Here is a 24714-nt window from a genome sequence, read left to right on the forward strand (position 1 = left end):
TTGATTAAATGCGACATAACCTGTTTCTGGGCGTAGCTGCGGTTGCGCTCATCGCACCGGCCGGCGCGATGGCTCAGGAAACCACTTCCGCCATCCGTGGTACGGTGACGGCAGCAGGTGCGCCCGTCGCGGGCGCAACGGTTACCGCGCGGGAAACCGCGTCGGGCACGACGTCTTCGACCACCACCGATGCGAACGGCGGCTTCTCGCTGAGCGGTCTGCGTCCGGGTGGCACGTTCACCGTTGATGTCCAGTCGCCCCAGGGCGCCAAGCAGGTTACCGACATCTACACCGTCGTGGGTCAGACCTATTCGCTGCCGATCGACGTTGCGGCGGCTGACGAAGGCGACGGCGACATCGTCGTGACCGCCTCGTCGATCGCCGGCGCCGGCGTCACCTCGGACGGCCCGCAGACCGTTCTTAACGCGCGCGACATCTCGAAGGTCGCCTCGGTCAACCGCAACGTCCGCGATCTCGCCCGCCGCGACCCGTTCGCCGCGCTTGATCTCACCAACGGTCAGGGCGCCGTCAGCTTTGCCGGCGTCAACCCGCGCTTCAACCGCTTCACCATCGACGGTGTGCAGGTCGGCGACACCTTCGGCCTGAACTCGGATGCGAACCCGACCAACCGTGGCCCGGTCCCCTTCGACGCCATCGGTCAGTTCTCGGTCTCGATCGCGCCCTATGACATCCGTCAGGGCAACTTCCTCGGCGGCGTCATCGACACCACGCTGAAGTCGGGCACCAACACCTTCACCGGCACCGGCTTCTATTCGCAGTCGACCGATGGCCTGCAGGGCGACCGCATCGGTTCGAACCGCATCACCCTGCCGAAGTACAAGTCGGAAACCTACGGCGCGACGATCGCCGGTCCGCTGATCAAGGACAAGCTGTTCTTCATGGTCTCGGCGGAGCGCAACACTGATCCGCGCCCACTGTCGATCGCCACGCTGAACCAGATCCCCGGCTACAACCAGGGCGTGCTGGACGAGGTGATCAACATCGCCAACACGCAGCGCTACGGCGGCTATGCGACCGGCGATTTCGTGACGATCAACAATCAGAAGGACGAGAAGATCGTCGGTAAGATTGATTGGAACATCACCGACAATCACCGCCTCTCGCTGTCGTACATCAACGCGTACGAGGAAAGCACGGTCGCCAACGGCACCAGCGCCAACAACAACACCCCGGTCATCGGCCTGGCGTCCAACTATTATCAATCCTCGAACCTGCTGCGCGCCGGCATCGTGAAGCTGAACTCGGACTGGACCGATCAGCTGTCGACCGAAGCCCGCTTCCTCTATCGCAGCACGCGCCGCGGCCAGGATCCGCTGCTCGGCACCGGCTACCCGCAGATCCGCGTCTGCACCGACCCGACGAGCATCGTGAACGGCACCAACACCGCGTCGAGCTGCGGCGTCGGCACGCCGATCGTGGCCTTCGGCCCGGACAACAGCCGTCAGGCGAACGAGCTGTTCTTCGACACCTGGGGCGGTTCGTTCCTGACCCGCTACTCGGCCGGTTCGCACGAGCTGAAGTTCCTCGTTGAATATAACGAGAACCGCAGCCGTAACCTGTTCGTTCAGAACGCCACCGGCAGCCTGTACTTCGACTCGATTACGGATTTCCGCAACGGTCGCGCCAGCGCCTACAACCTGCAGGTCGCGCTCGACGGTGACATCAACAGCGCCGCAGCTGACTTCAAGTACGGCCAGTACACCTTCGGCTTCCAGGACGATTGGGCGATCACGGACCGCCTGACGCTGACCTACGGCGCCCGCTACGACCTGTACGGCATGCGCACCCAGGTGCCGCTGAACAGCTTCTACCTGGCGCGCTACGGCTTCCCGAACACCAAGACGTTCAAGGGAATGGACAATTTCCAGCCGCGCATCAGCGCGAACTGGCAGACGAACGACTGGCTCAGCCTGCGCGGCGGCGTGGGTGTGTTCGGTGGCGGTTCACCGGACGTGTACCTGTCGAACAGCTTCTCGACCACGGGCGTCCTGACCAACGCGCTGAACTCGTCGACCTCGGGCTTCGGCGTGATCCGTTCGAATACCGATCCGGCGGGCTGCAGCACCGGCGCAGCTTTGTGCGGCATCCTCGACAACGTCGTCGCGCCGGGCATCCCGCAGGCGGCCGTCGATTACCTGCGCAACAACACGCAGTCGCTGTCGCTCGCCCCGACCTCGTCGCTGGCGCAGGACCTGCGTCTGCCTTCGGTGCTGAAGGCGACCTTCTCGGCTGATGCGAAGGTTCGCGGCGTGAACCTGGGCGCCGACTTCCTGTACACCGACGTCCTCAGCGCTCCGTCGTTCACCGACCTGCGTGTCCGCCGCGTCGGCACGCTGCCGGATGGCCGCCCGCGCTATGCGCCGCGCACCACGCTGACCGATGGCAACAGCGACTTCCTGTTCTACAACGAGGATCGCGGTCGCAGCTTCATCTTCGTGGTTCGCGGTGACAAGCGGTTCGACTTCGGCCTGTCGGTCCACGGCAGCTACACCTGGCAGGACGTGAAGGACGTCAGCCCGGCCACCTCGTCGACCGCCAGCTCGCTGTACGGCAACGCCGCGATGATCGACCCGAACGTGCCGGCCTATGGCATCTCGAACGATCAGATTAAGTGGGCGTTCAAGTACGGTGTCGGCTTCGATCGTGCGCTGTTCGGTGACTATCGCACCGCGATCCAGCTGTTCGGCGAAACCCGCGCGGGACGTCCGTTCAGCTTCACGATGCAGGACAACAACAACGGCCGCTCGCCGGTGTTCGGAACGATCGGCAACAACGATCGCTACCTGATGTACGTGCCGACCAGCACCACCGACCCGCTCGTCAGCTACGACAGCGAAGCGACGCGTAACGGTCTGGAAGGGCTGATCAACCGCACCAGCCTGAAGGACTATCGCGGCCGCATCGCTGGCAAGAACATCGCCCGCAACCGCGCCTTCACCCGCATCGACCTCCACGTCGAGCAGGAAATCCCGACCTTCGTCGGCGGTTCGCGGATCACGCTGTTCGGCGACATCGAGAACCTGCCGAACCTGCTGAACAGCAACTGGGGCGGCCTGCGTCAGCTCGGCTTCCCGTACACCGCAGCGACGGTTCAGGTGCAGTGCCTGAACGCCACCGGTGGGGCGCTGACCGGCGCGATCGGATCGCCGTCCAACGGGGCGAACGCCTGCGCGCAGTACCGTTATTCGAACTTCCGTGAGCCGAACACGGCCAACCCGAGCATCAACAACTCGCTCTACCTGATCCGTCTCGGCGCGCGCTTCACCTTCTGATCGCGCTGACCTGAATGGGTCTTCGGGGCCGCCGCATCTTCGGGTGCGGCGGCCCTTCCTTTTTGCGCGACGGCGAATGGCGGTGTAAGGGGCGCGCAATGGCGACCTCGCTTCCTGCACCGTCCACTCCGCAAGCGCCGATCCGACCCAGCAATCTGGCGGTCCGGCCCTTCTTCGAGGACAAGGCCCGCGCCTTCTGGATCCTGCAGGCGGCCGGCTGGACCGGCTATCTCGTCCTGCGGACCGTTTCGGCCATATCCGGCGGCTTCACGATGCAAGGTGTGGTCAGCATCCTCGTGGAAACGATCGTCGGCTATTGCATCACGCTGCTGCTGTCGGTGCTGTACGGCGTCTATCGCGGCCTGCCGCGTATCACCGCGATCCTGCTGACGGTCTTCACGCTCGGCGCTGCGACCTTCATCTACGCGCTGCTCGACACTTTCTCCTTCAGCCTCATCAAGCTCTCGGCGCCCGGCGTCGACGTGAAGCTGCTGATCGGCTCGCTGTTCCTCAATTTCACCGTGCTCGCCGGTTGGTCGGCGCTCTACTTCGGGATCAATTTCTACCTTATCGTCGAGGAGCAGATCGATCAGCTCCAGCATCTGGAGACGCAGGCGTCCTCGGCGCAGCTGGCGATGCTGCGCTATCAGCTGAATCCACACTTCCTGTTCAACACGCTCAATTCAATCTCGACGCTCGTGCTGCTGAAACAGACCGAGCGGGCGAATGCGATGCTCAGCCGCCTCTCCAGCTTCCTGCGCTACACGCTCGCCAACGAGCCGACCGCGCATGTGACGCTCGCGCAGGAAATCGAGACGCTGAAGCTGTACCTCGAGATCGAGAAGATGCGCTTCGAGGATCGGCTCCGCCCGAAGTTCGAGATCGACCCCGCGGCCGAACGCGCACGCCTGCCCTCGCTCCTGCTGCAGCCGCTGGTCGAAAATGCGATCAAATATGCCGTCACGCCGAAGGAGGAAGGCGCCGAAATCCACGTCAGCGCGCGGTTGATCGGCGATCGCGTTCGGATCAGCGTATCTGACACTGGACCGGGCTTGCAGCCGACGCGGAACAAGCCAAGCCTTTCAACCGGCGTCGGGATCGCCAATATCAGGGAGCGACTGGCACAATCTTTCGGAACGGATCACCGGTTCGAGGTCCGCGCGATGCCGACGGGGGGGTTCGGCGTGGAGATCGAGATACCGTTCCAGCTTGAATAACGGGGAAGAGTTAAGGGGGCAGTGACGTACGATGACCGCCGGCGCCGATCGTCAGGGCTGGTGGCATCCGCTTGGAGAATGACTGTACCATGACCATCCGCACCATTCTCGTCGACGACGAGCCGCTCGCGATCCAGGGCCTAGAGCTCCGGCTGCAGGCGCACGCCGACGTCGAGATCGTCGCCAAGTGCCAGAACGGGCGCGAAGCGATCAGCGCGATCAAGACCCACAAGCCCGACCTCGTCTTTCTCGATATCCAGATGCCCGGCTTTGACGGCTTCTCCGTCGTCCAGGGCCTGATGGAGGTTGAACCTCCGCTCTTCGTGTTCGTCACCGCTTATTCGGATCACGCCCTGCGCGCGTTCGAGGCGCAGGCCGTCGACTATCTGATGAAGCCGGTGGAGGAATCGCGGCTCGCCGACACGCTCGATCGCGTGCGGCAGCGCCTGGCGGAAAAATCGAGCATCAACGAGGCGGAAAAGCTGAAGGAGGCGCTCGCCGAGCACGCGCCCGAGGCCGCGGCCGAGATCGTGGACGGCGGCGAAGGTCCCAATGCAAGCCGCTTCGAAAAGCTCATCAACGTCAAGGACCGCGGCCAGATCTTCCGCGTCGATGTCGACACGATCGAAATCGTCGAGGCCGCGGGCGACTATATGTGCATCAAGACGGCGGACAACACGCTTATCCTGCGCGAAACCATGAAGGACCTGGAAAAGCGCCTGGATCCGCGCCGCTTCCAGCGGGTCCACCGCTCGACGATCGTCAACCTCGATCAGGTGCGCCAGGTGAAGCCGCACACCAATGGCGAATGCTTCCTCGTGCTCGATTCGGGCGCGCAGGTGAAGGTGAGCCGCAGCTACCGCGACGTCGTCGCCCGCTTCGTCCACTGAGACGTTCGCACCGATGACCTGCCGGCTGGCGCATGCGCGCCGGCCGGTACCGACGTGCATTACGCAAGCGCAGCAAATCTGCTACGGCGCGCCAATGCTTACGATCAATGGTATCACGGTGCGCCTAGGTGGGCGCGCAATCCTCGACGGCGCCTCCGCCTCGCTGCCGCCCGGCAGCCGCGTTGGCCTGATCGGGCGCAACGGTGCCGGCAAGTCGACGATGGTGAAGGTGATCGCCGGCCAGATCGAGCCCGACGGCGGCTCGATCGACAAGCCGCGGGGCGCCCGCATCGGCTATATCGCGCAGGAAGCACCCGCCGGGGACGCCACGCCGTTCGAGACGGTGCTCGCCGCTGATACGGAGCGCGCGACGCTCATGGAGCAGAGCGAAACCGAAACCGATCCCGAAAAGCTCGGCGACATCTATGAGCGGCTGATCGCGATCGACGCGTACACCGCACCCGCCCGCGCCTCGCAGATCCTCCTCGGCCTCGGCTTCGACGAGGAAGCGCAGAACCAGCCGCTCGACAGCTTCTCCGGTGGGTGGAAGATGCGCGTCGCGCTCGCCGCCCTGCTGTTCTCGCAGCCCGACCTGCTGCTGCTCGACGAACCGTCGAACCACCTTGATCTCGAAGCAGTGATGTGGCTGGAGGATTTCCTACGCTCCTACAAGGCGACGATCGTCGTCGTCAGCCACGAGCGTGATTTCCTCAACAATGTCGTCGATCACATCCTGCACCTGCAGGGTGGAAAGACGACCCTGTACGCCGGCGGCTATGATTCGTTCGAGCGCCAGCGGGCCGAGCGTATGGCGCAGATCGCGGCGGCAAAGGCGAACCAGGATGTCCAGCGAGCCAAGCTGCAGGACTATATCGCCCGCAATTCCGCGCGCGCCTCGACCGCGAAGCAGGCGCAGAGCCGCGCCAAGATGCTGGCCAAGATGCAGCCGATCGCCGAACTCGCCAATGATCCGACGCTGTCGTTCGGCTTCCCCGATCCCGAACCGTTGCGGCCACCGCTGGTCACGCTCGATTATGCCAGCGTCGGCTATGGCGACACACCGATCCTTCGCCGGCTGAACCTGCGCATGGATCCGGACGATCGCATCGCGCTGCTTGGCCGCAACGGCAACGGCAAGACCACCTTCGCCCGTCTGATCGCGGCGCAGCTCGCCCCGATGGAGGGCAGCATGACGGCGAGCAACCGGATGCGGGTTGGCTATTTCACCCAATATCAGGTGGAGGAGCTCGACTCCGACGACACCCCCCTCGCCCATATGACGCGGGTGATGAAGGGCGCGACGCCGGCCGCGGTGCGCGCGCAGCTTGGTCGCTTCGGCTTCTCGGGCGATCGCGCGACGGCAACCGTCGGCAAGATGTCAGGCGGCGAGAAGGCGCGGTTGGCGCTCGCACTGATCACGCGTGAGGCGCCGCACCTGCTGATCCTCGACGAACCGACCAACCACCTCGATGTCGACGCACGCGAGGCGCTGGTACAGGCGCTCAATGACTATAAGGGCGCCGTGCTGATCGTCAGTCACGATCGTCACATGGTGGAGCTTACCGCCGATCGGCTGGTGCTGGTCGACGGCGGCACTGCGCGCGAATTCGACGGCAGCCTCGACGATTACACCGCCTTCATCCTCGCCAAGGAGCCAAAGTCCGAAGGGAAGGCAAAGGGCAAGGATGATCGCAAGGCGTTTGCGGAGAAGCGCGAAAACGACAAGGCCTGGCGCAAGTCCGCAAAGGAGGCCGAAGCCGAGATCGCCAGGCTGGCGTCCGAACGTGACGCGATCGACCATGCCATGGCCAATCCGGCATCGGCACCGAAGGAATTGTACGGCTTCAACACCGGCCAGTTGCTGAAGCGCCGCGCGCAGGTGGTGGAGCGGCTTGAGGCGGCCGAGGCGCGTTGGCTGGAAGCGACCGAGGCGCTCGAAGCCGCCTGACGCACCACGCATGGAAGTCCCGCGCGGTGACGCGCGAGGACCGGGGACGCGTGCGCAGCCTGGTGGCTAGCGGCCTTTGACCAAGGTGATCTGGACCACGTCGATGCCACCGCCTCGAAAGCCACCCTCGCAATACATCAGGTAATAGCGCCACAGATTGACGAAGCGCCCGTCGAACCGCGGCGGCAGCCGTCCGTCAGCGACGGCCTTGTCGAAGTTCAGGCGCCATTGCAGCAGCGTCTCGGCATAATCCAGACCAAAGGCATGGCGATCCTGCCACGTCAGCCCCTCTGCCTCTGCGAGGGCGCGAAACTGTGGTTCGTGGATCAACATCCCGCCCGGGAACACATAGGCCTGGATGAAATCGACATTGGCGCGATAGCCGGACCAGATATCATCGGCAATCTTGATGAACTGGATCGCGGCGCGTCCGCCCGGCTTCAGGGCGCGGGCGATCGCCTTTACGTAATCCGCCCAATACCGCTCGCCCACCGCCTCCACCATCTCGATCGACGCGACGGCATCGTACATCCCACGCACGTCGCGATAATCGGTCAGCGACACCGCCACCGGCAGGCCTGAGGTGCGGGCAACCACATGGCGTTGCTGCTCCGACGCCAGCGTGATCGCGCGAACGCCGATCCCGCGCTTCCCCGCCGCTTCTGCCAGCGCGCCCCAGCCGCACCCGATTTCCAGCAACGTGCCGTCCGGCGGCACGTTTACGCGATCCAGGACCGCATCAATTTTGCGCTGCTGTGCCGCCTCCAGCGTGTCGCCTTGTGCGAAGATCGCGCTCGAATAGGTCAGGGTCGGATCAAGCCATGCCTCGTAGAAATCATTGCCGAGGTCGTAATGCGCGGCCACGTTGCGCCGCGCATTGCGCCGTCCGTTGTGGCGCATGGCATGGATGAGGCGCGCCCCCAGCCGCGCGCCGGGCTTTGCGCGACCAAGCTCCCCCAGCGTCGCACGGTTGCGCATGAACAGGTCAAAGATCGGGACGGGATCCGGGCTGGTCCAGTCGCCATCGACCCAGGCTTCATACCAGCCGATTGACCCGCCGATGATCAGGCGCCGAAGCGCGCGCCAGCGAACGATCGTGACATGCGCCACCGGGCCGTCGCGCCGCCCCCCGAGCAGCCGGCGCACGCCATCGGGCAACACGCCTTCGATTGCCCCCTCTTCCAGCCCCTCGTCAATCCGGTCGAGGATACGGTGGAATACCGGCGCAATGCTGCGGGCCCACCGATTGTCCGCCGCCGGCTCTGTCACCTGTCTCAGCATCGTCGCTGCTCATGCACCGGCGCGTGCAGCGACGAAAGCAGGAATTACCGCACCTGCCGTCCCGCCGCGAGCGCACGTTCGCGCGCTTCGCGATGCTCGATGATCTTGCGCGGATAGTTCGCCGGCAAGCAGCCGCTCTCCTCCGGATCGTGGATCGCGGCATCGGGCACATCGCGCAACTCGGGCACCCATTCGCGGATATAGTCGGCTGCGTCGAACTTGGCCGATTGCGACAGCGGCGCCATGATCCGGCCGAACATATTGGCATCGATCCCGGTGCCAGCGACCCATTGCCAGTTCACGCTGTTGTTGCCGTAATCCGCATCGACCAGCGTGTCCCAGAACCACCGCTCCCCCTCGCGCCAGTCGATCAGCAGATGCTTCACCAGGAAGCTCGCCGTGATCATCCGCACACGATTGTGCATCCACCCCGTGGCCCACAATTGCCGCATCCCGGCATCGACGATCGGATATCCGGTGCGCCCCTCCTGCCACGCCTTGAGCTCGCTGGGCGCATGCCGCCATTTCAAACGGTCGAAACGCGATCGCCCGTTCTTCTCTGCATAATCCGGCAGCGCGAGGATCAGCCCCGCGGTGAAATCACGCCACGCCAGCTCACGCCGGAAGGATTCAACCCCCTTCCCCCGTCCCTTCAGGGCCTGCCAGACCTGCCGCGGCGAGATCTCACCATGATGAAGATGCGGCGACAGCCGCGACGTTCCTTCAACGGACGGCAGATTACGGGCGTCGTCATAATCAGCCACCGCGTCAGCAAAGTCTTCGATCGCCGCTGCCGCCCCCGCCTCGCCCGGGGTCCAATCCTCGAACCCGGTCGCCCAATTCGGCTTGGTGGGCAGCAGGTTCCAATCATCTAGGGTATCGCTTTTCGGCCAACGCCCCGGCGCGCTCATGTGCTTCGGCGCGGCAGTTGGCGCTTCCGGCGGCAACATGGCCAACAGCGCTCGGTAGAAGGCCGAAAACATCCGGAACTGGCCGCCGCTACCCGTGCGTACACTCTCCGGCGGCCGAAGATGATTCCCCTCATGAAGGCACAATCGGTCGCCCAGAGCCTCCTCGGCTTGGCGCCACCATGGCTCATAATGCCGGATGGCGTGGATCGTCTCGGCGCCGCAATCGTCCGCAATGTCCGTCAGAACCGCAGCGGCAGGTCCGCGCCGCAGGATCAACCGGCTGCCAAGATCGCGCAGCGAGCGATCCAGCGCTTGCAGGCTGTAGTGCAGCCACCACCGCTGCGCGCCACCGAGCCACCAGTCGCCCGGCGTTTTGTCATCAAGGACATAGACCGGAATGACGTCCCCTTCCGCCACTGCGGCGACAAGCGCGGGTTGATCGTGAAGGCGAAGGTCCTGGCGAAACCAGACGAGGGCAGGCATCGCGCGACTACGCAGATCGCGTGCAGGCGGTTCCCCCGCGCCAGCCCCGCTCAAAGGCTTGGCCCAAGCGTAGGATCACATCCACATGCCGCCGCGCGATCGCCATAACGTCGTCGCCATATCCGCCCCCCACTGTGCTCGCGAGCGGCAAGCCGTGTTCCAGTGCCATTTCCGCCACCAGCATATCGCGTGCCGCCAGCCCTCCGTCCGTCACCGCGAGCCGGCCGAGCCGATCACCCGCGTAAGGATCGACACCACCTTGATAGAGGATGAGGTCAGGTTCAAACCGCGCGATCAGCGAGGGCAATGTGCTTCGGATCGCATCGAGGTACGCGTCATCGCTTGTCCCATCAGGCAGCGGGACATCCATGGTCGAGCAGGCCTTGCGCGCCGGAAAGTTCTTCTCGGCATGAACCGAGTAAGTCGCGACACCGGGAAAACCTGCCGTCAGCGCCGCCGTCCCGTCTCCCTGATGAACGTCCAGATCCACCACCAGAACCCGGCGGCCTTCCGCGGCCAGCTGCACAGCTGCGATCGCAAGGTCATTCAAGACGCAAAAGCCTGCCCCGGTCTCCGCAAGAGCATGATGACTGCCCCCCGCGGTATTGGCGGCAAAACCATGCTTCAAAGCAATCTGCGCGGCGAGGTAGGTCCCGCCCGACACAAGCTGCGAGCGGCGCGCGACGTTCGCTGTCACGGGGAAGCCAATCCGCCGCTCCTTCTCGCGAGGAACCGCGGCGGCGATTACCTCAGCCACATACGCCGCGTCGTGCACCGCCTCCAGCCAGCGGCGCGGCGCCGCGTTCGGACTATGCCAGACGATCGAGTTCCCAGCCGCAAGCAGAAGATCGCGGATCGCGCCGTTCTTGCCCCACCGGTACGTACTCCTGACGGGCGCCTCGGTGACATAATCGGAGTGATGGACGACGGCGATCATCTGCGCCAAGATAGGTAGCAAAAGCGAACTTTAGGAGAGAGATCGTATGACCGACACGCTTATTCGCGCGGACGATACCGACGCTGCCGCCAATGCCGGCAAACCTTACGTGCGCCCCGACGTGCGCGGATTTCTCGATTATCTCAACAGCGTCGAAGGCCCCAAGACCCATGAGGGAACCGCAGAGGCGGCGCGCGCCATGTACCTCGGCATGAAAGATGTCGCCGATTTGCCCGTCGGGGAGTTGGCGACGATCAAGGACCTGACCATCCCTGGCCCCGCGGGCGACATCCCCGCGCGCCTGTTCGACGTTCGGGAGTCTCGCGAGCCGGGCCCGGTGGTAGTCTTCTTTCACGGCGGTGGCTTCGTCATCGGCAATATCGATACGCACGCTAGCTTTACCGCTGAAATGTCGCGTCAGCTCGATCTCCCGGTGGTGTCGATCGACTATCGTCTAGCCCCGGAGCATCGTTTCCCGGCCGCGCCAGCGGATTGTGAAGCCGCCGCGCGCTGGGTCGCCAGCAATCCGCCCGAACTGGGGCGGACCGCGACGAGCCTAGTCCTCTCGGGCGACAGCGCAGGGGGAACGCTGACCATCACCACTGCCATGGGTCTGCGCGACGAGCCTGCGCCCGTCCCCGTGATTGTCCAGGCGCCGATGTATCCGGCGGCCGACATGAACAAGGTGTACCCCTCGTTCGATGATTATGCCGAGGGCTTCTTGCTCACGCGCGATACGATGATCTGGTTCGCCGAACATTATCAGGCAGATTTCACCCATTTCCAGGGTTCGCCGATGGTGGGCAGCCTCACGGGCCTACCCCCCGCCGTCATCATCACCGCCAGCCTCGATCCGATCCGCGACCAAGGGCGCGCCTATGCCGCAGCATTGGTACTGGCCGGCGTTCCCGTCACCTTCCGAGAGGCGGTGGGCAACGTTCACGGCTTCATCACGTTGCGCCAGGCGATTCCGTCCAGCAGCGGCGACGTTGCGGGCTACCTCGCCGCGGTCAAGGACGCGGTTGTCGAGGCGGAGGGCCAAAGGGTGATGGCTCAGGCTGCGGGCTGAGGCCCCCAGCGCAAAAAAGGGGCAGGCTTTGGCGGCCTGCCCCCTTCGAGATCATTGCTGATCGGCTTGATCAGTAACGATAGTGATCCGGCTTGAACGGACCGTCGACCGATACGCCGATGTAGCTCGCCTGCTTCTCGCTCAGCTTGGACAGCTTCACGCCCAGCTTCTCCAGGTGAAGCGCCGCGACCTTTTCGTCGAGGTGCTTGGGCAGGACATACACTTCGTTCTTGTAGTTCTCGCCCTTCGTCCACAGCTCGATCTGCGCCAGTGTCTGGTTCGTGAACGATGCGCTCATCACGAACGACGGGTGGCCGGTGGCACAGCCGAGGTTCACGAGGCGGCCCTTGGCGAGCACGATGATCTGCTTGCCGTCGGGGAACTTCACCAGATCCGTGCCCGGCTTCACTTCGGTCCACTCGTAATTGTCGAGCGCCGCGATCTGGATCTCGCTGTCGAAGTGGCCGATGTTGCAGACGATCGACATGGGCTTCATCGCCTTCATGTGATCGGCAGTGATCACGTCGGCGTTGCCGGTCGCGGTGACGAAGATGTCGGCGCGCTTCACCGCCTCGTCCATCGTCACAACTTCGAAGCCTTCCATCGCCGCCTGCAGCGCGCAGATCGGATCGATCTCGGTTACCAGCACGCGGGCGCCGCCGTTGCGCAGCGACTGGGCCGAGCCCTTGCCGACGTCACCGAAGCCAGCGACGCAGGCGACCTTGCCGGCGAGCATCACGTCGGTGGCGCGGCGGATCGCGTCGACCAGCGATTCCTTGCAGCCGTAAAGGTTGTCGAACTTCGACTTGGTGACCGAGTCGTTGACGTTGATCGCGGGGAACGGCAGCTCGCCCTTCTTGGCGATCTCGTACAGGCGGTGAACGCCAGTGGTGGTCTCTTCCGAGACGCCCTTCAGGTTCTTGACTGTCTCGGTGAGATAGCCCGGCTTCTTGGCGATGAACGCCTTCAGCGCGCGCTGGAATTCGACTTCCTCGGCGTTCTCCGGCTCGCCGAAGCTTTCGCCGCGCTCGAGCTTCGCGCCCCACAGCGCGAACATGGTGGCATCGCCGCCGTCGTCGAGGATGATGTTGGCGGTCTGGCCGTTGCCGTCATCCCAGTCGAAGATCGAGCCGACATAGTCCCAATAGTCGGCCAGGCTCTCGCCCTTCACCGCGAACACCGGGATGCCGGCGGCAGCGATCGCCGCGGCGGCATGGTCCTGGGTCGAGAAGATGTTGCACGTCGCCCAGCGCACGTCAGCGCCGAGCGCCGTCAGCGTCTCGATCAACACGGCGGTCTGGATCGTCATGTGCAGCGAACCGGTGATGCGCGCGCCCTTCAGCGGCTGCGACGCGCCATATTCCTCGCGCAGCGCCATCAGGCCGGGCATCTCGGTTTCTGCGATGTTGATCTCCGCACGTCCGAAATCAGCAAGGCTGATGTCCTTGATGACGTAATCGGTAGCGGTGGGGCGATCGAGAACGGTGGCCACTACGGGTCTCCAGAAATTGTGACGCCGGCCAAGGTACGATTCACCGGCCGGCATGTACCCGCACATAATCGTGAGCGCGTAGCAATACAAATATAAAGATATCTTTATATGTGAATTGCGCTCTCGAACCTTCATTACGGGTGCGCATCGGGCGGTTCGCTATGCGCTTCCATGCCGTGCATCCTCCGGGCAAGAAGCATCGTTGTACGCCCACGATCCGCTGAATGAGGTTGATGATGGACAGTTTGCTCTCGCTGTTTACCGACCCTGCCGCCTGGGCAGCACTAATCGCGCTGGTGGTGATGGAGGTCGTGCTCGGCATCGACAATCTCATCTTCATCTCGATCCTTTCCAACAAGTTGCCAGAGGAACAGCGCACGCGCGCACGCCGGCTGGGTATCGGCCTCGCGCTTGCCATGCGGCTGGTCCTGCTCTCGATGATTGCATGGCTGGTGGGGCTGACGGCGGTCGTCTTCGACCTCGGCATTCGCGGGCCACTGAATGACTATGGTCAACCAAGTTTCGAAACGGCGTTCTCTTGGCGCGATATCATTCTTGTCGTCGGGGGCCTGTTCCTGATCTGGAAGGCCACCAAGGAGATCCACCACAATGTCGATCCGAGCCCCAGCGACGACCTGCTCGACAAGAAGCAGGCAGCAACGATGAATTTTGGCGCGGCGATCATTCAGATCATCCTGCTCGACATGGTCTTCTCGATCGACTCGATCCTGACGGCAGTCGGGATGACGGACAACCTGGCCGTGATGGTGATCGCGGTCTTGGTAGCAGTCGGCGCGATGGTTCTGGCGGCGGATCCGCTCGCCAATTTCATCGACCGCAATCCCACCGTTGTGATGCTGGCGCTCGGCTTTCTGCTGATGATCGGTGCCGTCCTGATTGCGGACGGCTTTGGCGTTCATGTCCCCAAGGGGTACATTTATGCCGCGATGGGCTTCTCCGTACTCGTCGAGGCGCTCAACATCCTCTCGCGCCGCGCGCAGAAGCGCAAGGCAGCGGCGGCAGGGAACGAGGCATAAACCAACGCGCCTGAGGGCCGGTCAAAATACCTTCAGGCGTGGCCGCTTTCCGTGCCAAGCAGTCGCGGATCGATGCCGGCAGCGTTGAATCCCCGGGTCCAGCGCTGCGCGGTTTCCGTCTCGAACAGCATTCCCGCGTCGTCGGAGACGTTCAGCCAACCGTGCCGCGTCATCTCGGCATCAAGTTGACCGGCAGACCATCCGGCATAGCCCAGAGCCACGAGCCACTGGGTCGGCCCTTTCCCCTCCGCAATGGCGCGTAGAGCATCTAGCGTTCCGGACAGGGCCCATTTGCCGGCGACATCAATCGTGTCCTGCCCGCTCCAGTCGCGCGAGTGCAGCACAAAGCCGCGCCGCGTCTCGACAGGGCCGCCGAAATGGATCGGCGCATTGGGCGTATCGCCTGGCGCGATGTTCACCTGTTCCAGAACATCATGCAGCCCCAGTCCAGCAATCTGCGCGCCGACGCCAATCCCGATCGCACCCTTTTCATCATGCGCGCACACCGCGATCACTGCTTGATCAAAGCGGGGGTCGCCAATTCCGGGCATGGCGAGCAGGAACTGCCCAGTGAGAAAGGTCGTGGTCTCCATGGCTTACTTCTACGCCGAGCGGCGGCAAATCGTCACGCTTGAAAAGCCATTCCACCCCTGCGACGTAGTCACGCACACCTTCAGCGCTGCACGGAGCAACAGAAAATGACAATCAACGTCGGCGACAAGCTGCCCAAGACCACCCTCGTGAAGGCGACGGATACGGGCCCTGAGGCGGTCGATTCGCAGGATTACTTTGCTGGCCGCCGCGTGGCGCTGTTTGCCGTTCCGGGTGCATTTACCCCGACCTGCTCAGCGAAGCACCTTCCGGGCTTCGTGGAGAAGGCGGAGGCCCTGAAGGCCAAGGGTATTGATGAAATCGTCTGCACGTCCGTGAACGACCCGTTCGTTCTTGGCGCATGGTCGAAGTCAGCGGATGCAACCGACGTCACCATGCTGGCGGATGGCAATGGCGACTTCGCCGAAGCGCTGGGTCTCACCATGGACGGCTCGAAATTCGGTATGGGCAAGCGCAGCCAGCGTTATTCCATGATCGTTAACGACGGGGTCGTGGAGCAGCTCAACGTAGAGGCGCCCGGCGAGTTCAAGGTGAGTTCGGCGGAGCACCTGCTGGGCAACCTCTGAGATTACAATGCGTTGGTTGTGGAGTTGATGAGGAGTATCGCACCATGACCAACGCAACCCAGAACAAGGCTACGTCGGCTCACGAAGCGAGCCTGGCAGAGCGCGCGCGCCAGGCCGCGTCCGGTGCGCAAGCCAAGGTGAGCGCAGCCACGTCCGCAACCACGGGGGCCGTCAAGGATCACCCCTATGCCACGGCGGGGATCGTGGCCGGTGTCGCAGCAGCGATCGGGGGCGCAGCCTACGCTGCCAGCCGTCGCAACGCCGAGCAGGGTCACGGCAGCACGAAACACTGATGCGCAGGGTCGCTCCGGGTAAACACCCGGGGCCACCCATCGCGCTGGCAGACTACCCAGTCTTGCCAGTGTCACCATCGCGGCGTAACGATCCGCGATGACTGCTCAAGACATCGTTGCCGAACTCGATCGGCTCTATACCCGCGCTGTCGCACGCTTGCAGGCAGCGCTGGATCTCTACCTTACCGAAGGAACACCGCCGCCGCCCGAGGCACGCCGCGACGGCTCGTTCGCTTATCCCGAGATCCGCCTCACCTTTGCCGGCGGTGGTGACCATCGGCCGGCGCCGTTGCGCTCCTTCGGTCGGCTTGTCACGCCGGGCGAGTACCGGATTTCAGTCACGAAGCCCGCGCTGTTCGAGGATTATCTCGTCGAGCAACTGACCCTGTTGATGGAAGATTATGAAGTCTCCGTCCAAGCAGTGGCGGGCGCCACGGAAATCCCGTTCCCCTATGTTCTCGACGCCGGCCACGCGCTGAGCCTGGACGAGGTTTCGGCCGCCGAACTCGCACGCCATTTCCCCGCGACTGAGCTCGCCCATATTGGCGACGAGATCGCGGACGGTCTGTGGGCCTCTATCGATGGCACCCGTCCCCTCGCGCTGTTTGACGGGCTCCGCACCGACTTCAGTCTCGCGCGGCTGCGCCACTATACCGGCACGTCGCCGGAGCATGTGCAGCGCTACGTGCTGTTCACCAACTATCACCGGTACGTCGACGAATTCGTTCGCTGGGGCGCGAGCCAGGTGACCGGCGACAGCCGCTTTACGGCACTCGCTGGTCCAGGTGGCGTCATGTTCCACCCCGGCGATGATCCGGCGGTACTCGACGACAGCGCATGGCGGCGGCTGCAGATGCCAGCCTATCATCTGATGGCGCCGGATCGATCGGGCATCACATTGGTCAACATCGGCGTTGGACCTTCCAATGCGAAGACGATCACGGATCACCTGGCCGTCACCCGTCCTGATGCCTGGATGATGATTGGCCATTGCGGCGGGCTGCGCCCATCGCAGCGGATCGGCGATTACGTGCTGGCACACGCCTACCTGCGTGACGATCACGTGTTGGATGACATGTTGCCGCCTGAAATCCCGGTACCAGCGATTGCGGAAGTTCAGCAGGCATTGGCGCGCGCGGCCGAGACCGTGTCTGGCCAGTCCGGTGAGGAACTGAAGCGGCGGCTGCGGACCGGTACGATCGTCACCACCGATGATCGCAACTGGGAGCTGCGATACAGTCGCTCTGCGCTCCGCTTTTCGCTAAGCCGCGCAGTGGGGATCGACATGGAATCCGCCACGATCGCCGCTCAGGGCTTCCGCTTCCGCGTGCCCTACGGCACGTTACTATGCGTATCCGACAAGCCGCTTCATGGCGAGTTGAAGCTGCCGGGCCAAGCCAACCGGTTCTACGAGCGCGCGATCTCCGAACATATGCGGATCGGGATCGAAACCTGCGAGGAGCTGTGGCGTGAAGGCCAGAAGCTACACAGCCGTAAGCTGCGGGCGTTCAACGAGCCGCCGTTCCGCTGACAAACCGTGCGAGCGGTGCGGCACCAGTGCTGCACTGCTCGCAACGAAACGATTTATCTCCCCGCTGCGTTACCGGCCTGACTGCATGCGAAAAGGGGAGCAGACCATGGCCGACAACGAAGACACCCCAACACCAAGCGCACCCAAGCCGCCTGCGCGGCGCGCGCCGCGCAAGAGAACCGCAGCCAAACCGGCTGACGCAACCCCGGCGAGCAAGCCGGCAGCCAAGCCGAAGCGGAAGCCGGCGAGCTCAGCGGCTCAGGCGAGCGGATCAACCAGCTCCGTGAAGAAGCCGGCCGCACCGCCGAAGCCGCGATCATCAAAGCGCGCGACGCCGCCCCCGAAACGCCCGGCCAAGCCAAAAAGCGCGAGCGCATCGTCGACTGCCAAGACGCCGATGTGGAAAAACAAGGCAGCCATCGCCGGTGGCCTGGCCGCGGTTGGCGCCGCTGCGACGGCGGCATTGCTTTCCTTGCGCGGATCGACGCCCCGGACGGACGATGGCAACGCCGATCCGGCGTCAAGCAAGGGCAAGAAGAACAGCAAGGCTTCCGAGCAAGCCCAGAAGCCGGCCGAGCCGTCAGGTCACGCGCACATGCCTGATGGCGCCGACGCGTCGGCATCGTTCAAGGCGGGGATCGCCGACGAGAACGTCATTCCCGATTGAACTGGACGCGCGCGGGGGCCTCTTCCCCGGCACCTGAAGCTGCCGGACGGGTCAGAAACTGACCCGTCCGGCCGCGCGTTTAGCAGCGCTTACCAGCCGCTGGGCTTGCCCTTGTTCTGCTCATCGAGCCACTTCTTGAGCGGCGCGAAATAGGCCATCATCGACTTGCCCGACATTTCCCTCGTGCCGGTGAAGGCCTGAAGCGCGTCGGGCCACGGCTTCGACTGTCCCATCTTCATCATCGCGTCGAGGCGCGATCCGACTTGCTTGTCGCCGTAGAACGAGCAGCGATGCAGCGGCCCCTTCCACCCCGCCTGCTTGCAGGCCGCCTCGTAGAACTGGAACTGCAGGATACGGGCGAGGAAGTAGCGGGTGTAGGGCACGCCCGCCGCGACGTGATATTTCGCCCCGGCGTCGAATTTGCTTTCGTCGCGTGGGACTGGGGGAACAATGCCTTGATATTGTAGGCGAAGCTTGTCCCATCCTGCCTGGAGCTGCCCCGGCGCGATTTCGCCTGAGAACACCTGCCAGCGCCATTTGTCGATCAGCAGGCCGAACGGGAGAAAGGCGATCTTGTCCATCGCCTGCCGAAGCAGCAGGCCAATGTCCTTGTCCGCGGCCGGCACGCGTGCCGGATCGAGGAGGTTGATCTTTACCAGATAGTCCGGGGTGATCGACAATGCGACGAAATCACCGATCGCCTCGTGAAAACCGTCGTTCGCACCGTTCTTGTAGAGGAACGGCTGCTTGTTATACGCCCGCTGATAGTAATTGTGGCCAAGCTCATGATGGATCGTGATGAAATCATCCGAATTCACCTTGGTGCACATCTTGATACGCAGATCATCGACGTTGTCGACATCCCAGGCGCTCGCGTGACAGATCACCTCGCGGTCGAGCGGTTTGACGATCTGCGAGCGGGCCCAAAACGTTTCCGGCAATGGCGCAAAGCCGAGCGAGGAGTAAAAGCCCTCGCCCGTCCTGACCATCTTCACCGGATCATATTGCTTGGCTTTCAGCAGATCGCCGATGTCATAGCCAAGGTCGCCGGTTCCCGGAGGTGCAACGACATCATAGATATTGCCCCACTCCTGCCCCCACATATTGCCGAGAAGATCCGCGCGGATCGGACCCGTCTTTGACTGGACCGCGTCCCCGTACTTCTCGTTCAGTTTCCACCGCACATAGGTGTGCAGCGCCTTGTACAGCGGCTCCACCTCGGCCCAGAGCTTGTCGGTCATCGCCGCAAACTGGTCCGGCGGCATATCATAGCCGGACCGCCACAATGCGCCGGCATCCTTGAAGCCAAGGCCGGTCGCGCCCTCGTTGGTCAGCTTCGTCGCGGCGAGATAATCTGCGCGCATGGGCGCGCCGACATTGTCATGCCAGCTGACCCACATCTCCTTCAGCTTGGCGGGATCACGCTCCTCGCCCATCGCCGCTTCGATATCAGACCCGTTGATCGGCTTTCCGTTCAGGGTGCCGCGCCCCTTGCCGTAGCTGGACCCCATGCGCGTGAAGAGCGTCGAGAGTTCCTCTGCCGCTCCCGGCCGAGTGGGCGCCGGCAGGGTGATGCCGCCGATGATAAGATCCAGCTTGCGGCGCGTGTTGGCGGACAAGCCGGGCAGCGAGCGGTAGCGCGCGGCCTCGTTCGCCACCTGTACGGCACGTTCGGTGTAGCGGCCGCCGGCGGCCGCCGCGAGCGCGTCCGTATCCTCGGTGATGTAGGTCGCGTTGACCCAGGAAATGCGGGCCACATCGACGCTGAGCTTGGCAAACTCTTCTTCCACGGCCGCGACAAAGGCGTCGGCCTGCGCCACGGTAGGCGCGGCGGCTGGGGCAGAGGCAGACGCTGCCTGCTCGGCGACGGCGGGAAGCGCGGCAAGCGCCACTGCCAGCGCCATCAGCGAAGAAAATCGACGGATCATAGATTCCTCAGATATTTAGGCTATGCGGCAACACTGAAAGCTGGCCTCCGAAGGGTCAAGGCTGGAGAAATTCGGCCATTGCCTGACCAAGCTCGGCCTTGGTGACGCAGCTCATATGATTGCCGGGGATCTCCACCAGCCGGGCGTTCGGCAACAGTGCTGCGAGCGCTGCGGCAGAGCCATTGTCGTCGTCATCCACGCCGTTGACGACCAGCGTCGGCTGAGAAAACTGCGCCACGCTTTCACGCGGAGTGGAGACGAAGGTGTCGATCACCCGAAGCAGGGCGACGGGATCGCCGCCGGTCGTTTTCAGGAACGCCTCCGCGAGCCACGCCGGGCTTCCCCGTTCGTGCTGCCCAAGGTTGGAGAGGATGTGACGGAAATGATCGGCACGCCGCTCAGCATTGGTCAGCCCCTCCAGCCCCATGCCGGAGAAGATCACGCGACCGGGCGTGGCACCGGTCGCCAGCATCCGTGCCGTGGTGCGCGCCCCCAGTGAATAGCCGCCCAGGTCATAGTCGGTGAGCCCCAGGTGCGCGATCAGCGCGTGGCCGTCGCGCGCCAGCGCATCAGGCGGATAGTTGACGGGATCGTGCGGCTTGTCGCTGTCACCGTGCGCCCGCAGGTCCGGCATGATGACCTGAAAGCCCTTCGCTGCGACCGCCTCTGCATGGCCGTAGCGGATCCAATTGGTGTTCGCATCGGAGAAATAGCCGTGGATCAGGACGATCGGACGCCCCTCCCCCATGGTGTGCCATGCCAGCCGCGTTCCGTCGAAGCTGTTGAAATACTGCGTCTCAGTCGGGAGTTTTGCCACAAGCGTCCATCCAGCGTTTGATCACGCCCTCATTCTGCTCACTGCGCATGCGTGGCAAGTCGCGCGTGTCGATCCATGCCTCGTGCATGCTTTCGACGGCATAATGGTGCACCGGGCGGAAGCGCGCCGGATCGTCGAAGCTGCCGACAGTGACATCGACGTTCTCGACATCGCGCAGAAAGGCGAAGCCGAGCGGCGTGCCGCAGGCGGCGCAAAAGGGGCGACGTGCAATGGGGGAGGATTGGTACCAGTCGGGTTCGGTGAGCCATTGCAGCGATGATGCGGGGATGTTCTTGAAGGCAATCGAGACGCCGCCGGTGGCGCGCTGGCACATGCGGCAATGGCAAAGATAGGCGTCATCATCCTCGATCACTGCAACGTAGCGGACACGGCCGCACTGGCATCCGCCCTCCATCCTTGATCCCGCGCCGCCCACCGTCATGACCCCTTGCCCGTGATGCTTTCGCCTCTCCCAACGCGAGCGGGGGACTTTGGTGGCACGCTGGGGATGTTGGTGGCTTCCAATTCATAAGCCTGCTTATTATGTGCAGGGGTATGACCGAGACATTCGGATTTCTGTTGAGCGATACGTCCCGCCTACTGCGAAAGCGGTTCGACGAGCGCGCCCGCCAGCACGGCGCCACCCGCGCGCAGTGGAAGGCGTTGCTCGGCATCAGCCGGCACGAGGGGATCAATCAGGGCGGGCTCGCCGAGCTACTGGAGGTGGAGCCTATTACCCTCTGCCGCCTGGTGGATCGGATGGAAGAGGCCGGATTGGTCGAGCGCCGGCGGGATCCGAAGGATCGGCGCGCCTGGCGCTTGTACCTGACTCCGAGAGCGCGCCCCGTTCTCGAGGAGCTTCACGCCACCGCCGACGAGCTGATGGCGCAGGCGCTACGCGGCATATCCGGGGAGCAGACGGACATGATGATCGACCTTCTCCACCGCATTCGCGACAATCTGGACCCGGCCGACACGCGGGAGGCGAGCAATGGCTGATGCGGATCCAAGCCGCGGCCCGGCTGCGGGTGAACCGGCAGCAGATCGGATGACGATCGAGCCCGCCGGGTCTGCGCCATCGTCCAGTCCACGTCATCGCGGCTGGCTGCGTCCGGTGCTGATGTTCGGCGTGCCGCTGCTGATCGCAGCCGTGGGCGCATTTTTCTATTTCACCTCCGGCCGCTATATCGCGACCGACAACGCTTATGTCCGGCAGGACATGATCTCGGTCAGCCCGGACGTGTCGGGTCGGATCGTTGCCGTCAATGTGCGCGAGAACCAACGCGTCAAGGCTGGCGACGTCCTGTTCCGTATCGATCCCGAGCCCTATCGCATTGCGTTGGCGCAGGCCGACGCCGACCTGGCCACGGCGCGGGTTTCCGTCGCGACCATGGCCACCGATACCGGGAGCGCCGCCGCGGACATCCAGAGCGCGCGCGCCGAGCTGACGCTGGCCGAGGCGACCTATCGCCGTCAGGCAGAATTGATGAAGCGCGGCTTCACCACGACGGCCAGCCTCGACGCGGCGACCCAGGCGGTCGAGGCCGCCAGGGCGAAGATTGCCACAGGAGAGGCCGCGGCCGCGCGCGCTCGCCAGCAGATCGGATCGGGGGGCGGCGCAGGTCAGCCGGCGGCGATCCAGGTGGCCCTCGCCAAGCGCGCGCAGGCTGCCATGAACCTTGAGCGTACCGTGGTCCGGGCGCGCACCGATGGCGTGGTCAGCCAGACGAACCGGCTGCAGGTCGGCAACATCACGCCGTCCGGCGTGCCGGCCTTAAGCCTGGTGGTCAGCGACCGTCCCTGGGTGGAGGCGAACTTCAAGGAAACCGACCTCAATCACATGAGGGTGGGACAGGCGGCCGAGATGGAGTTCGATGCCTATCCGGGAATGAAAGTTCACGGCCGCGTGGAATCGATCGGCGCTGGCACGGGAAGTGAATTCTCCGTCCTCCCGGCGCAGAATGCCAACGGCAATTGGGTCAAGGTGACGCAACGAGTGCCCGTGCGCATCGCCATTGATGGAACCCCGCCGCGCGCGATGATCGCCGGCCTGTCGGCCGACGTCACGATCGACACCGGGGCACGCTGACGTGGCCTCCAGCGCCGCTGCCCCCCGTTCGACAGCGTCGGGCGGGCATGGTGCCCAGCCGCAGGCTGAGGGCAAGCCGCTGCTGGAGACCCGTAACCGCGGACTGCTGACCATCGGCATCATGGGGGCGATGATCATGCAGATCCTCGACACCACGATCGCCAACGTCGCCCTTCCGCACATGATGACGAGCCTGGGGGCGACGGTGGACACCGTCACCTGGGTGCTGACGAGCTATATCGTCGCCACGGCGATCGCCCTGCCCGCCACCGGCTGGCTGTCCGACCGGTTGGGCAGCCGCAACCTTTTCCTCATCGCCACCGGCGGCTTCATCATTGCGTCCATGCTGTGCGGCATCGCCACCAGCCTGGAGGAAATGGTGATCTTCCGTGTCTTTCAGGGCATCTTCGCGGCCTTCATCAATCCGCTGTCGCAAACGTCGATGCTGGACATCAACGCACCCGAAAACGCTGCCAAGGCGATGAGCGTGTGGGGCATGGGCGTGATGGTCGGCCCGATCATGGGGCCGGTGCTCGGCGGCTGGCTGACTGAAAGCTACAACTGGCGCTGGGTCTTCTACGTCAACGTGCCGGTGGGCGCCGCCACCTTCGCGATCCTGTGGTTCCTGCTGCCGAGCAGGCCCAAGGCAAGGCGATCGTTCGACTATGCGGGCTTCGTCTATCTGGGCGTTGCGGTCGCCGCGTTCCAGCTGATGCTTGACCGGGGGCAGAGCGAGGACTGGTTCGACAGCTGGGAAGTCATCATCGAAGGATTGGCAGCGCTGGCGTTCACCTGGCTTGCCGTCTTCCACTTTGCGACGGCGAAGAAGCCGCTGTTCGATCGCGCGCTGTTCCGAAACCGCAATCTCGTCACCGGGCTGTTGTTCATGCTGGTCGTCGGCATATCGACCATGGCGCCGATGGCGCTGTTACCACCGATGCTGCAGAACCTGTTCGGCTATCCGGTGATCGACACCGGCATGATGATGGCGCCGCGTGGGGTTGGCGTGCTTTTCACCATGTGGCTGGCCGGGCGGCTGATGGGCAAGGTCGATACTCGTATCGTCATCATGGTGGGGCTGATCATCTTCGGCATCTCGCTACGGCAGATGGCGGGTTACTCGCTGGAGCAGGATTACTGGCCGGTGATCACCGCCGGGTTCGTCCAGGGGCTGGGCATGGGACTGGTGTTCATGCCGCTCAACGCCATGGCCTTTGCCACGCTGGACGGGCGGTATCGCACCGACGGGTCAAGCCTGCTCAACCTGTTCCGCTCGATCGGCCAGTCGGCCGGCATTTCGATGGTGACCGTGCTGCTGGCGCGGAACACGCAGACCAGCCATGCCGATCTGGCGCAGCATGTGACCGGCACGGTGGTGTCCGGCTTCGACCTCAACATGCTGCGTGGGTTGGGAACCGTATCGGACGCGGCCATGTCGATGCTCGATGGCATGGTGAACAAGCAGGCGGCGATGATCGCCTATATCGACGATTTCTACCTGATGAGCTGGATTTCGTTCGCCGCCGTTCCGCTGGTCCTGCTGCTACAGAAGCCCCGCGGCAAAATGGAAGTCGTGCATAGCGAATGATGCAGATGGGTTGAATCGCGAGCGGCGGTTCTTCGGAAACTGAAACCTTTCCTTTCGCCCGCTGT

Annotated in this window: 21 protein-coding genes; 13 read left to right on the plus strand and 8 right to left on the minus strand. The window is 63.9% G+C overall.

The features are described from left to right. Nucleotides 1–8 precede the first annotated feature (8 nt). The 4 genes from ACH0BU_RS13280 (at nt 9) to ACH0BU_RS13295 (ending at nt 7348) form a co-directional block, all read left to right on the plus strand. Entirely contained in the window at nt 9–3293 is a 3285-nt protein-coding gene (locus ACH0BU_RS13280; RefSeq protein WP_296217981.1) for a TonB-dependent receptor, read from the plus strand. A gap of 98 nt (nt 3294–3391) precedes the next feature. Next, nucleotides 3392–4510 carry a sensor histidine kinase gene (locus ACH0BU_RS13285; RefSeq protein WP_046410849.1) on the plus strand — a complete coding sequence of 373 codons (1119 nt, stop codon included), beginning with the start codon at nt 3392–3394 and terminating at the stop codon, nt 4508–4510. A gap of 89 nt (nt 4511–4599) precedes the next feature. Then, a complete protein-coding gene (locus tag ACH0BU_RS13290; protein WP_046410851.1) occupies nt 4600–5400 on the plus strand; it encodes a LytR/AlgR family response regulator transcription factor in 801 nt (266 codons plus the stop codon). Nucleotides 5401–5494: 94 nt separating this feature from the next. After that, on the plus strand, nt 5495–7348 hold the full coding sequence (locus tag ACH0BU_RS13295) for an ABC-F family ATP-binding cassette domain-containing protein (RefSeq protein ID WP_046411798.1): 1854 nt from the start codon (nt 5495–5497) through the stop codon (nt 7346–7348). A 66-nt stretch (nt 7349–7414) separates the two neighbouring features. Here the strand turns inward: ACH0BU_RS13295 and ACH0BU_RS13300 are convergent, their stop codons facing one another. From ACH0BU_RS13300 to ACH0BU_RS13310, 3 genes are read right to left on the minus strand one after another with little or no spacing between them, the layout of a single operon-like run. After that, nucleotides 7415–8629, minus strand: a complete 1215-nt coding sequence (locus tag ACH0BU_RS13300; RefSeq protein WP_296217972.1) for an SAM-dependent methyltransferase — start codon at nt 8627–8629, stop codon at nt 7415–7417. A gap of 44 nt (nt 8630–8673) precedes the next feature. Then, on the minus strand, nt 8674–10023 hold the full coding sequence (locus ACH0BU_RS13305) for a cryptochrome/photolyase family protein (RefSeq protein ID WP_296217970.1): 1350 nt from the start codon (nt 10021–10023) through the stop codon (nt 8674–8676). A 7-nt stretch (nt 10024–10030) separates the two neighbouring features. Further along, complete coding sequence (locus tag ACH0BU_RS13310; protein WP_296218030.1) at nt 10031–10960, minus strand: histone deacetylase family protein; 930 nt, start codon at nt 10958–10960, stop codon at nt 10031–10033. A 46-nt stretch (nt 10961–11006) separates the two neighbouring features. Between ACH0BU_RS13310 and ACH0BU_RS13315 the strand changes: the two genes are divergently transcribed. After that, the gene (locus ACH0BU_RS13315; protein ID WP_296217968.1) at nt 11007–12029 is read left to right on the plus strand and encodes an alpha/beta hydrolase; all 1023 of its coding nucleotides are present in this window, start codon (nt 11007–11009) and stop codon (nt 12027–12029) included. Nucleotides 12030–12099: 70 nt separating this feature from the next. On the opposite strand, the gene ahcY is transcribed toward ACH0BU_RS13315, so the two are convergent. Continuing rightward, on the minus strand, nt 12100–13521 hold the full coding sequence (ahcY, locus tag ACH0BU_RS13320; protein WP_125945720.1) for an adenosylhomocysteinase: 1422 nt from the start codon (nt 13519–13521) through the stop codon (nt 12100–12102). A 236-nt stretch (nt 13522–13757) separates the two neighbouring features. Here ahcY and ACH0BU_RS13325 point away from each other — a divergent pair, with 236 nt between their 5' ends. Then, nucleotides 13758–14558, plus strand: a complete 801-nt coding sequence (locus ACH0BU_RS13325; RefSeq protein ID WP_136451551.1) for a TerC family protein — start codon at nt 13758–13760, stop codon at nt 14556–14558. Between the two features lie 32 nt (nt 14559–14590). On the opposite strand, the gene ACH0BU_RS13330 is transcribed toward ACH0BU_RS13325, so the two are convergent. Then, nucleotides 14591–15151, minus strand: coding sequence for a YqgE/AlgH family protein (locus ACH0BU_RS13330; RefSeq protein ID WP_145119280.1), 561 nt, complete (start codon nt 15149–15151; stop codon nt 14591–14593). Nucleotides 15152–15256: 105 nt separating this feature from the next. Here ACH0BU_RS13330 and ACH0BU_RS13335 point away from each other — a divergent pair, with 105 nt between their 5' ends. The 4 genes from ACH0BU_RS13335 to ACH0BU_RS13350 all read left to right on the plus strand — a co-directional run bounded on the left by ACH0BU_RS13335 (nt 15257) and on the right by ACH0BU_RS13350 (nt 18227). Further along, the gene (locus tag ACH0BU_RS13335; RefSeq protein WP_314470343.1) at nt 15257–15736 is read left to right on the plus strand and encodes a peroxiredoxin; all 480 of its coding nucleotides are present in this window, start codon (nt 15257–15259) and stop codon (nt 15734–15736) included. A gap of 44 nt (nt 15737–15780) precedes the next feature. Then, nucleotides 15781–16029 carry a hypothetical protein gene (locus ACH0BU_RS13340; protein WP_046410861.1) on the plus strand — a complete coding sequence of 83 codons (249 nt, stop codon included), beginning with the start codon at nt 15781–15783 and terminating at the stop codon, nt 16027–16029. Nucleotides 16030–16126: 97 nt separating this feature from the next. Continuing rightward, nucleotides 16127–17560 (plus strand): AMP nucleosidase, encoded by a 1434-nt coding sequence (locus ACH0BU_RS13345; protein WP_296217958.1) that lies wholly within the window; start codon nt 16127–16129, stop codon nt 17558–17560. A gap of 106 nt (nt 17561–17666) precedes the next feature. Beyond that, complete coding sequence (locus ACH0BU_RS13350) at nt 17667–18227, plus strand: hypothetical protein (protein WP_082103254.1); 561 nt, start codon at nt 17667–17669, stop codon at nt 18225–18227. Nucleotides 18228–18316: 89 nt separating this feature from the next. Here the strand turns inward: ACH0BU_RS13350 and ACH0BU_RS13355 are convergent, their stop codons facing one another. The 3 genes from ACH0BU_RS13355 to ACH0BU_RS13365 are packed head-to-tail and all read right to left on the minus strand — an operon-like array spanning nt 18317 to nt 21387. Beyond that, nucleotides 18317–20155: a M2 family metallopeptidase gene (locus ACH0BU_RS13355; RefSeq protein WP_296217954.1), complete on the minus strand. Its 1839-nt coding sequence runs from the start codon at nt 20153–20155 to the stop codon at nt 18317–18319. A 55-nt stretch (nt 20156–20210) separates the two neighbouring features. Further along, complete coding sequence (locus ACH0BU_RS13360; protein WP_125945726.1) at nt 20211–20972, minus strand: alpha/beta fold hydrolase; 762 nt, start codon at nt 20970–20972, stop codon at nt 20211–20213. Continuing rightward, a complete protein-coding gene (locus ACH0BU_RS13365) occupies nt 20953–21387 on the minus strand; it encodes a GFA family protein (protein ID WP_145120298.1) in 435 nt (144 codons plus the stop codon). The genes ACH0BU_RS13360 and ACH0BU_RS13365 overlap by 20 nt, the downstream gene beginning before the upstream one ends. A 164-nt stretch (nt 21388–21551) precedes the next feature. Between ACH0BU_RS13365 and ACH0BU_RS13370 the strand changes: the two genes are divergently transcribed. The 3 genes from ACH0BU_RS13370 to ACH0BU_RS13380 are packed head-to-tail and all read left to right on the plus strand — an operon-like array spanning nt 21552 to nt 24649. Then, on the plus strand, nt 21552–21971 hold the full coding sequence (locus tag ACH0BU_RS13370; RefSeq protein ID WP_350026261.1) for a MarR family winged helix-turn-helix transcriptional regulator: 420 nt from the start codon (nt 21552–21554) through the stop codon (nt 21969–21971). A 49-nt stretch (nt 21972–22020) separates the two neighbouring features. Then, nucleotides 22021–23061: an HlyD family secretion protein gene (locus tag ACH0BU_RS13375; protein WP_296217946.1), complete on the plus strand. Its 1041-nt coding sequence runs from the start codon at nt 22021–22023 to the stop codon at nt 23059–23061. Nucleotide 23062: 1 nt separating this feature from the next. Continuing rightward, the gene (locus tag ACH0BU_RS13380; protein WP_046410873.1) at nt 23063–24649 is read left to right on the plus strand and encodes a DHA2 family efflux MFS transporter permease subunit; all 1587 of its coding nucleotides are present in this window, start codon (nt 23063–23065) and stop codon (nt 24647–24649) included. Nucleotides 24650–24714 lie beyond the last annotated feature (65 nt).

The organism is Sphingomonas olei, assembly GCF_045369765.1.
Lineage (GTDB): Bacteria > Pseudomonadota > Alphaproteobacteria > Sphingomonadales > Sphingomonadaceae > Sphingomonas > Sphingomonas panaciterrae.

Coding starts and splice junctions, on each gene's coding strand:
- ACH0BU_RS13340 (WP_046410861.1), top strand. CDS start 15,781: ATGACCAACGCAACCCAGAACAAGGCTACGTCGGCTCACGAAGCGAGC.
- ACH0BU_RS13350 (WP_082103254.1), top strand. CDS start 17,667: ATGGCCGACAACGAAGACACCCCAACACCAAGCGCACCCAAGCCGCCT.
- ACH0BU_RS13345 (WP_296217958.1), top strand. CDS start 16,127: ATGACTGCTCAAGACATCGTTGCCGAACTCGATCGGCTCTATACCCGC.
- ACH0BU_RS13325 (WP_136451551.1), top strand. CDS start 13,758: ATGGACAGTTTGCTCTCGCTGTTTACCGACCCTGCCGCCTGGGCAGCA.
- ACH0BU_RS13355 (WP_296217954.1), bottom strand. CDS start 20,155: ATGATCCGTCGATTTTCTTCGCTGATGGCGCTGGCAGTGGCGCTTGCC.
- ACH0BU_RS13280 (WP_296217981.1), top strand. CDS start 9: ATGCGACATAACCTGTTTCTGGGCGTAGCTGCGGTTGCGCTCATCGCA.
- ACH0BU_RS13310 (WP_296218030.1), bottom strand. CDS start 10,960: ATGATCGCCGTCGTCCATCACTCCGATTATGTCACCGAGGCGCCCGTC.
- ACH0BU_RS13330 (WP_145119280.1), bottom strand. CDS start 15,151: ATGGAGACCACGACCTTTCTCACTGGGCAGTTCCTGCTCGCCATGCCC.
- ACH0BU_RS13290 (WP_046410851.1), top strand. CDS start 4,600: ATGACCATCCGCACCATTCTCGTCGACGACGAGCCGCTCGCGATCCAG.
- ACH0BU_RS13375 (WP_296217946.1), top strand. CDS start 22,021: ATGACGATCGAGCCCGCCGGGTCTGCGCCATCGTCCAGTCCACGTCAT.
- ACH0BU_RS13335 (WP_314470343.1), top strand. CDS start 15,257: ATGACAATCAACGTCGGCGACAAGCTGCCCAAGACCACCCTCGTGAAG.
- ACH0BU_RS13305 (WP_296217970.1), bottom strand. CDS start 10,023: ATGCCTGCCCTCGTCTGGTTTCGCCAGGACCTTCGCCTTCACGATCAA.
- ACH0BU_RS13365 (WP_145120298.1), bottom strand. CDS start 21,387: ATGGAGGGCGGATGCCAGTGCGGCCGTGTCCGCTACGTTGCAGTGATC.
- ACH0BU_RS13295 (WP_046411798.1), top strand. CDS start 5,495: ATGCTTACGATCAATGGTATCACGGTGCGCCTAGGTGGGCGCGCAATC.
- ACH0BU_RS13315 (WP_296217968.1), top strand. CDS start 11,007: ATGACCGACACGCTTATTCGCGCGGACGATACCGACGCTGCCGCCAAT.
- ACH0BU_RS13300 (WP_296217972.1), bottom strand. CDS start 8,629: ATGCTGAGACAGGTGACAGAGCCGGCGGCGGACAATCGGTGGGCCCGC.
- ACH0BU_RS13285 (WP_046410849.1), top strand. CDS start 3,392: ATGGCGACCTCGCTTCCTGCACCGTCCACTCCGCAAGCGCCGATCCGA.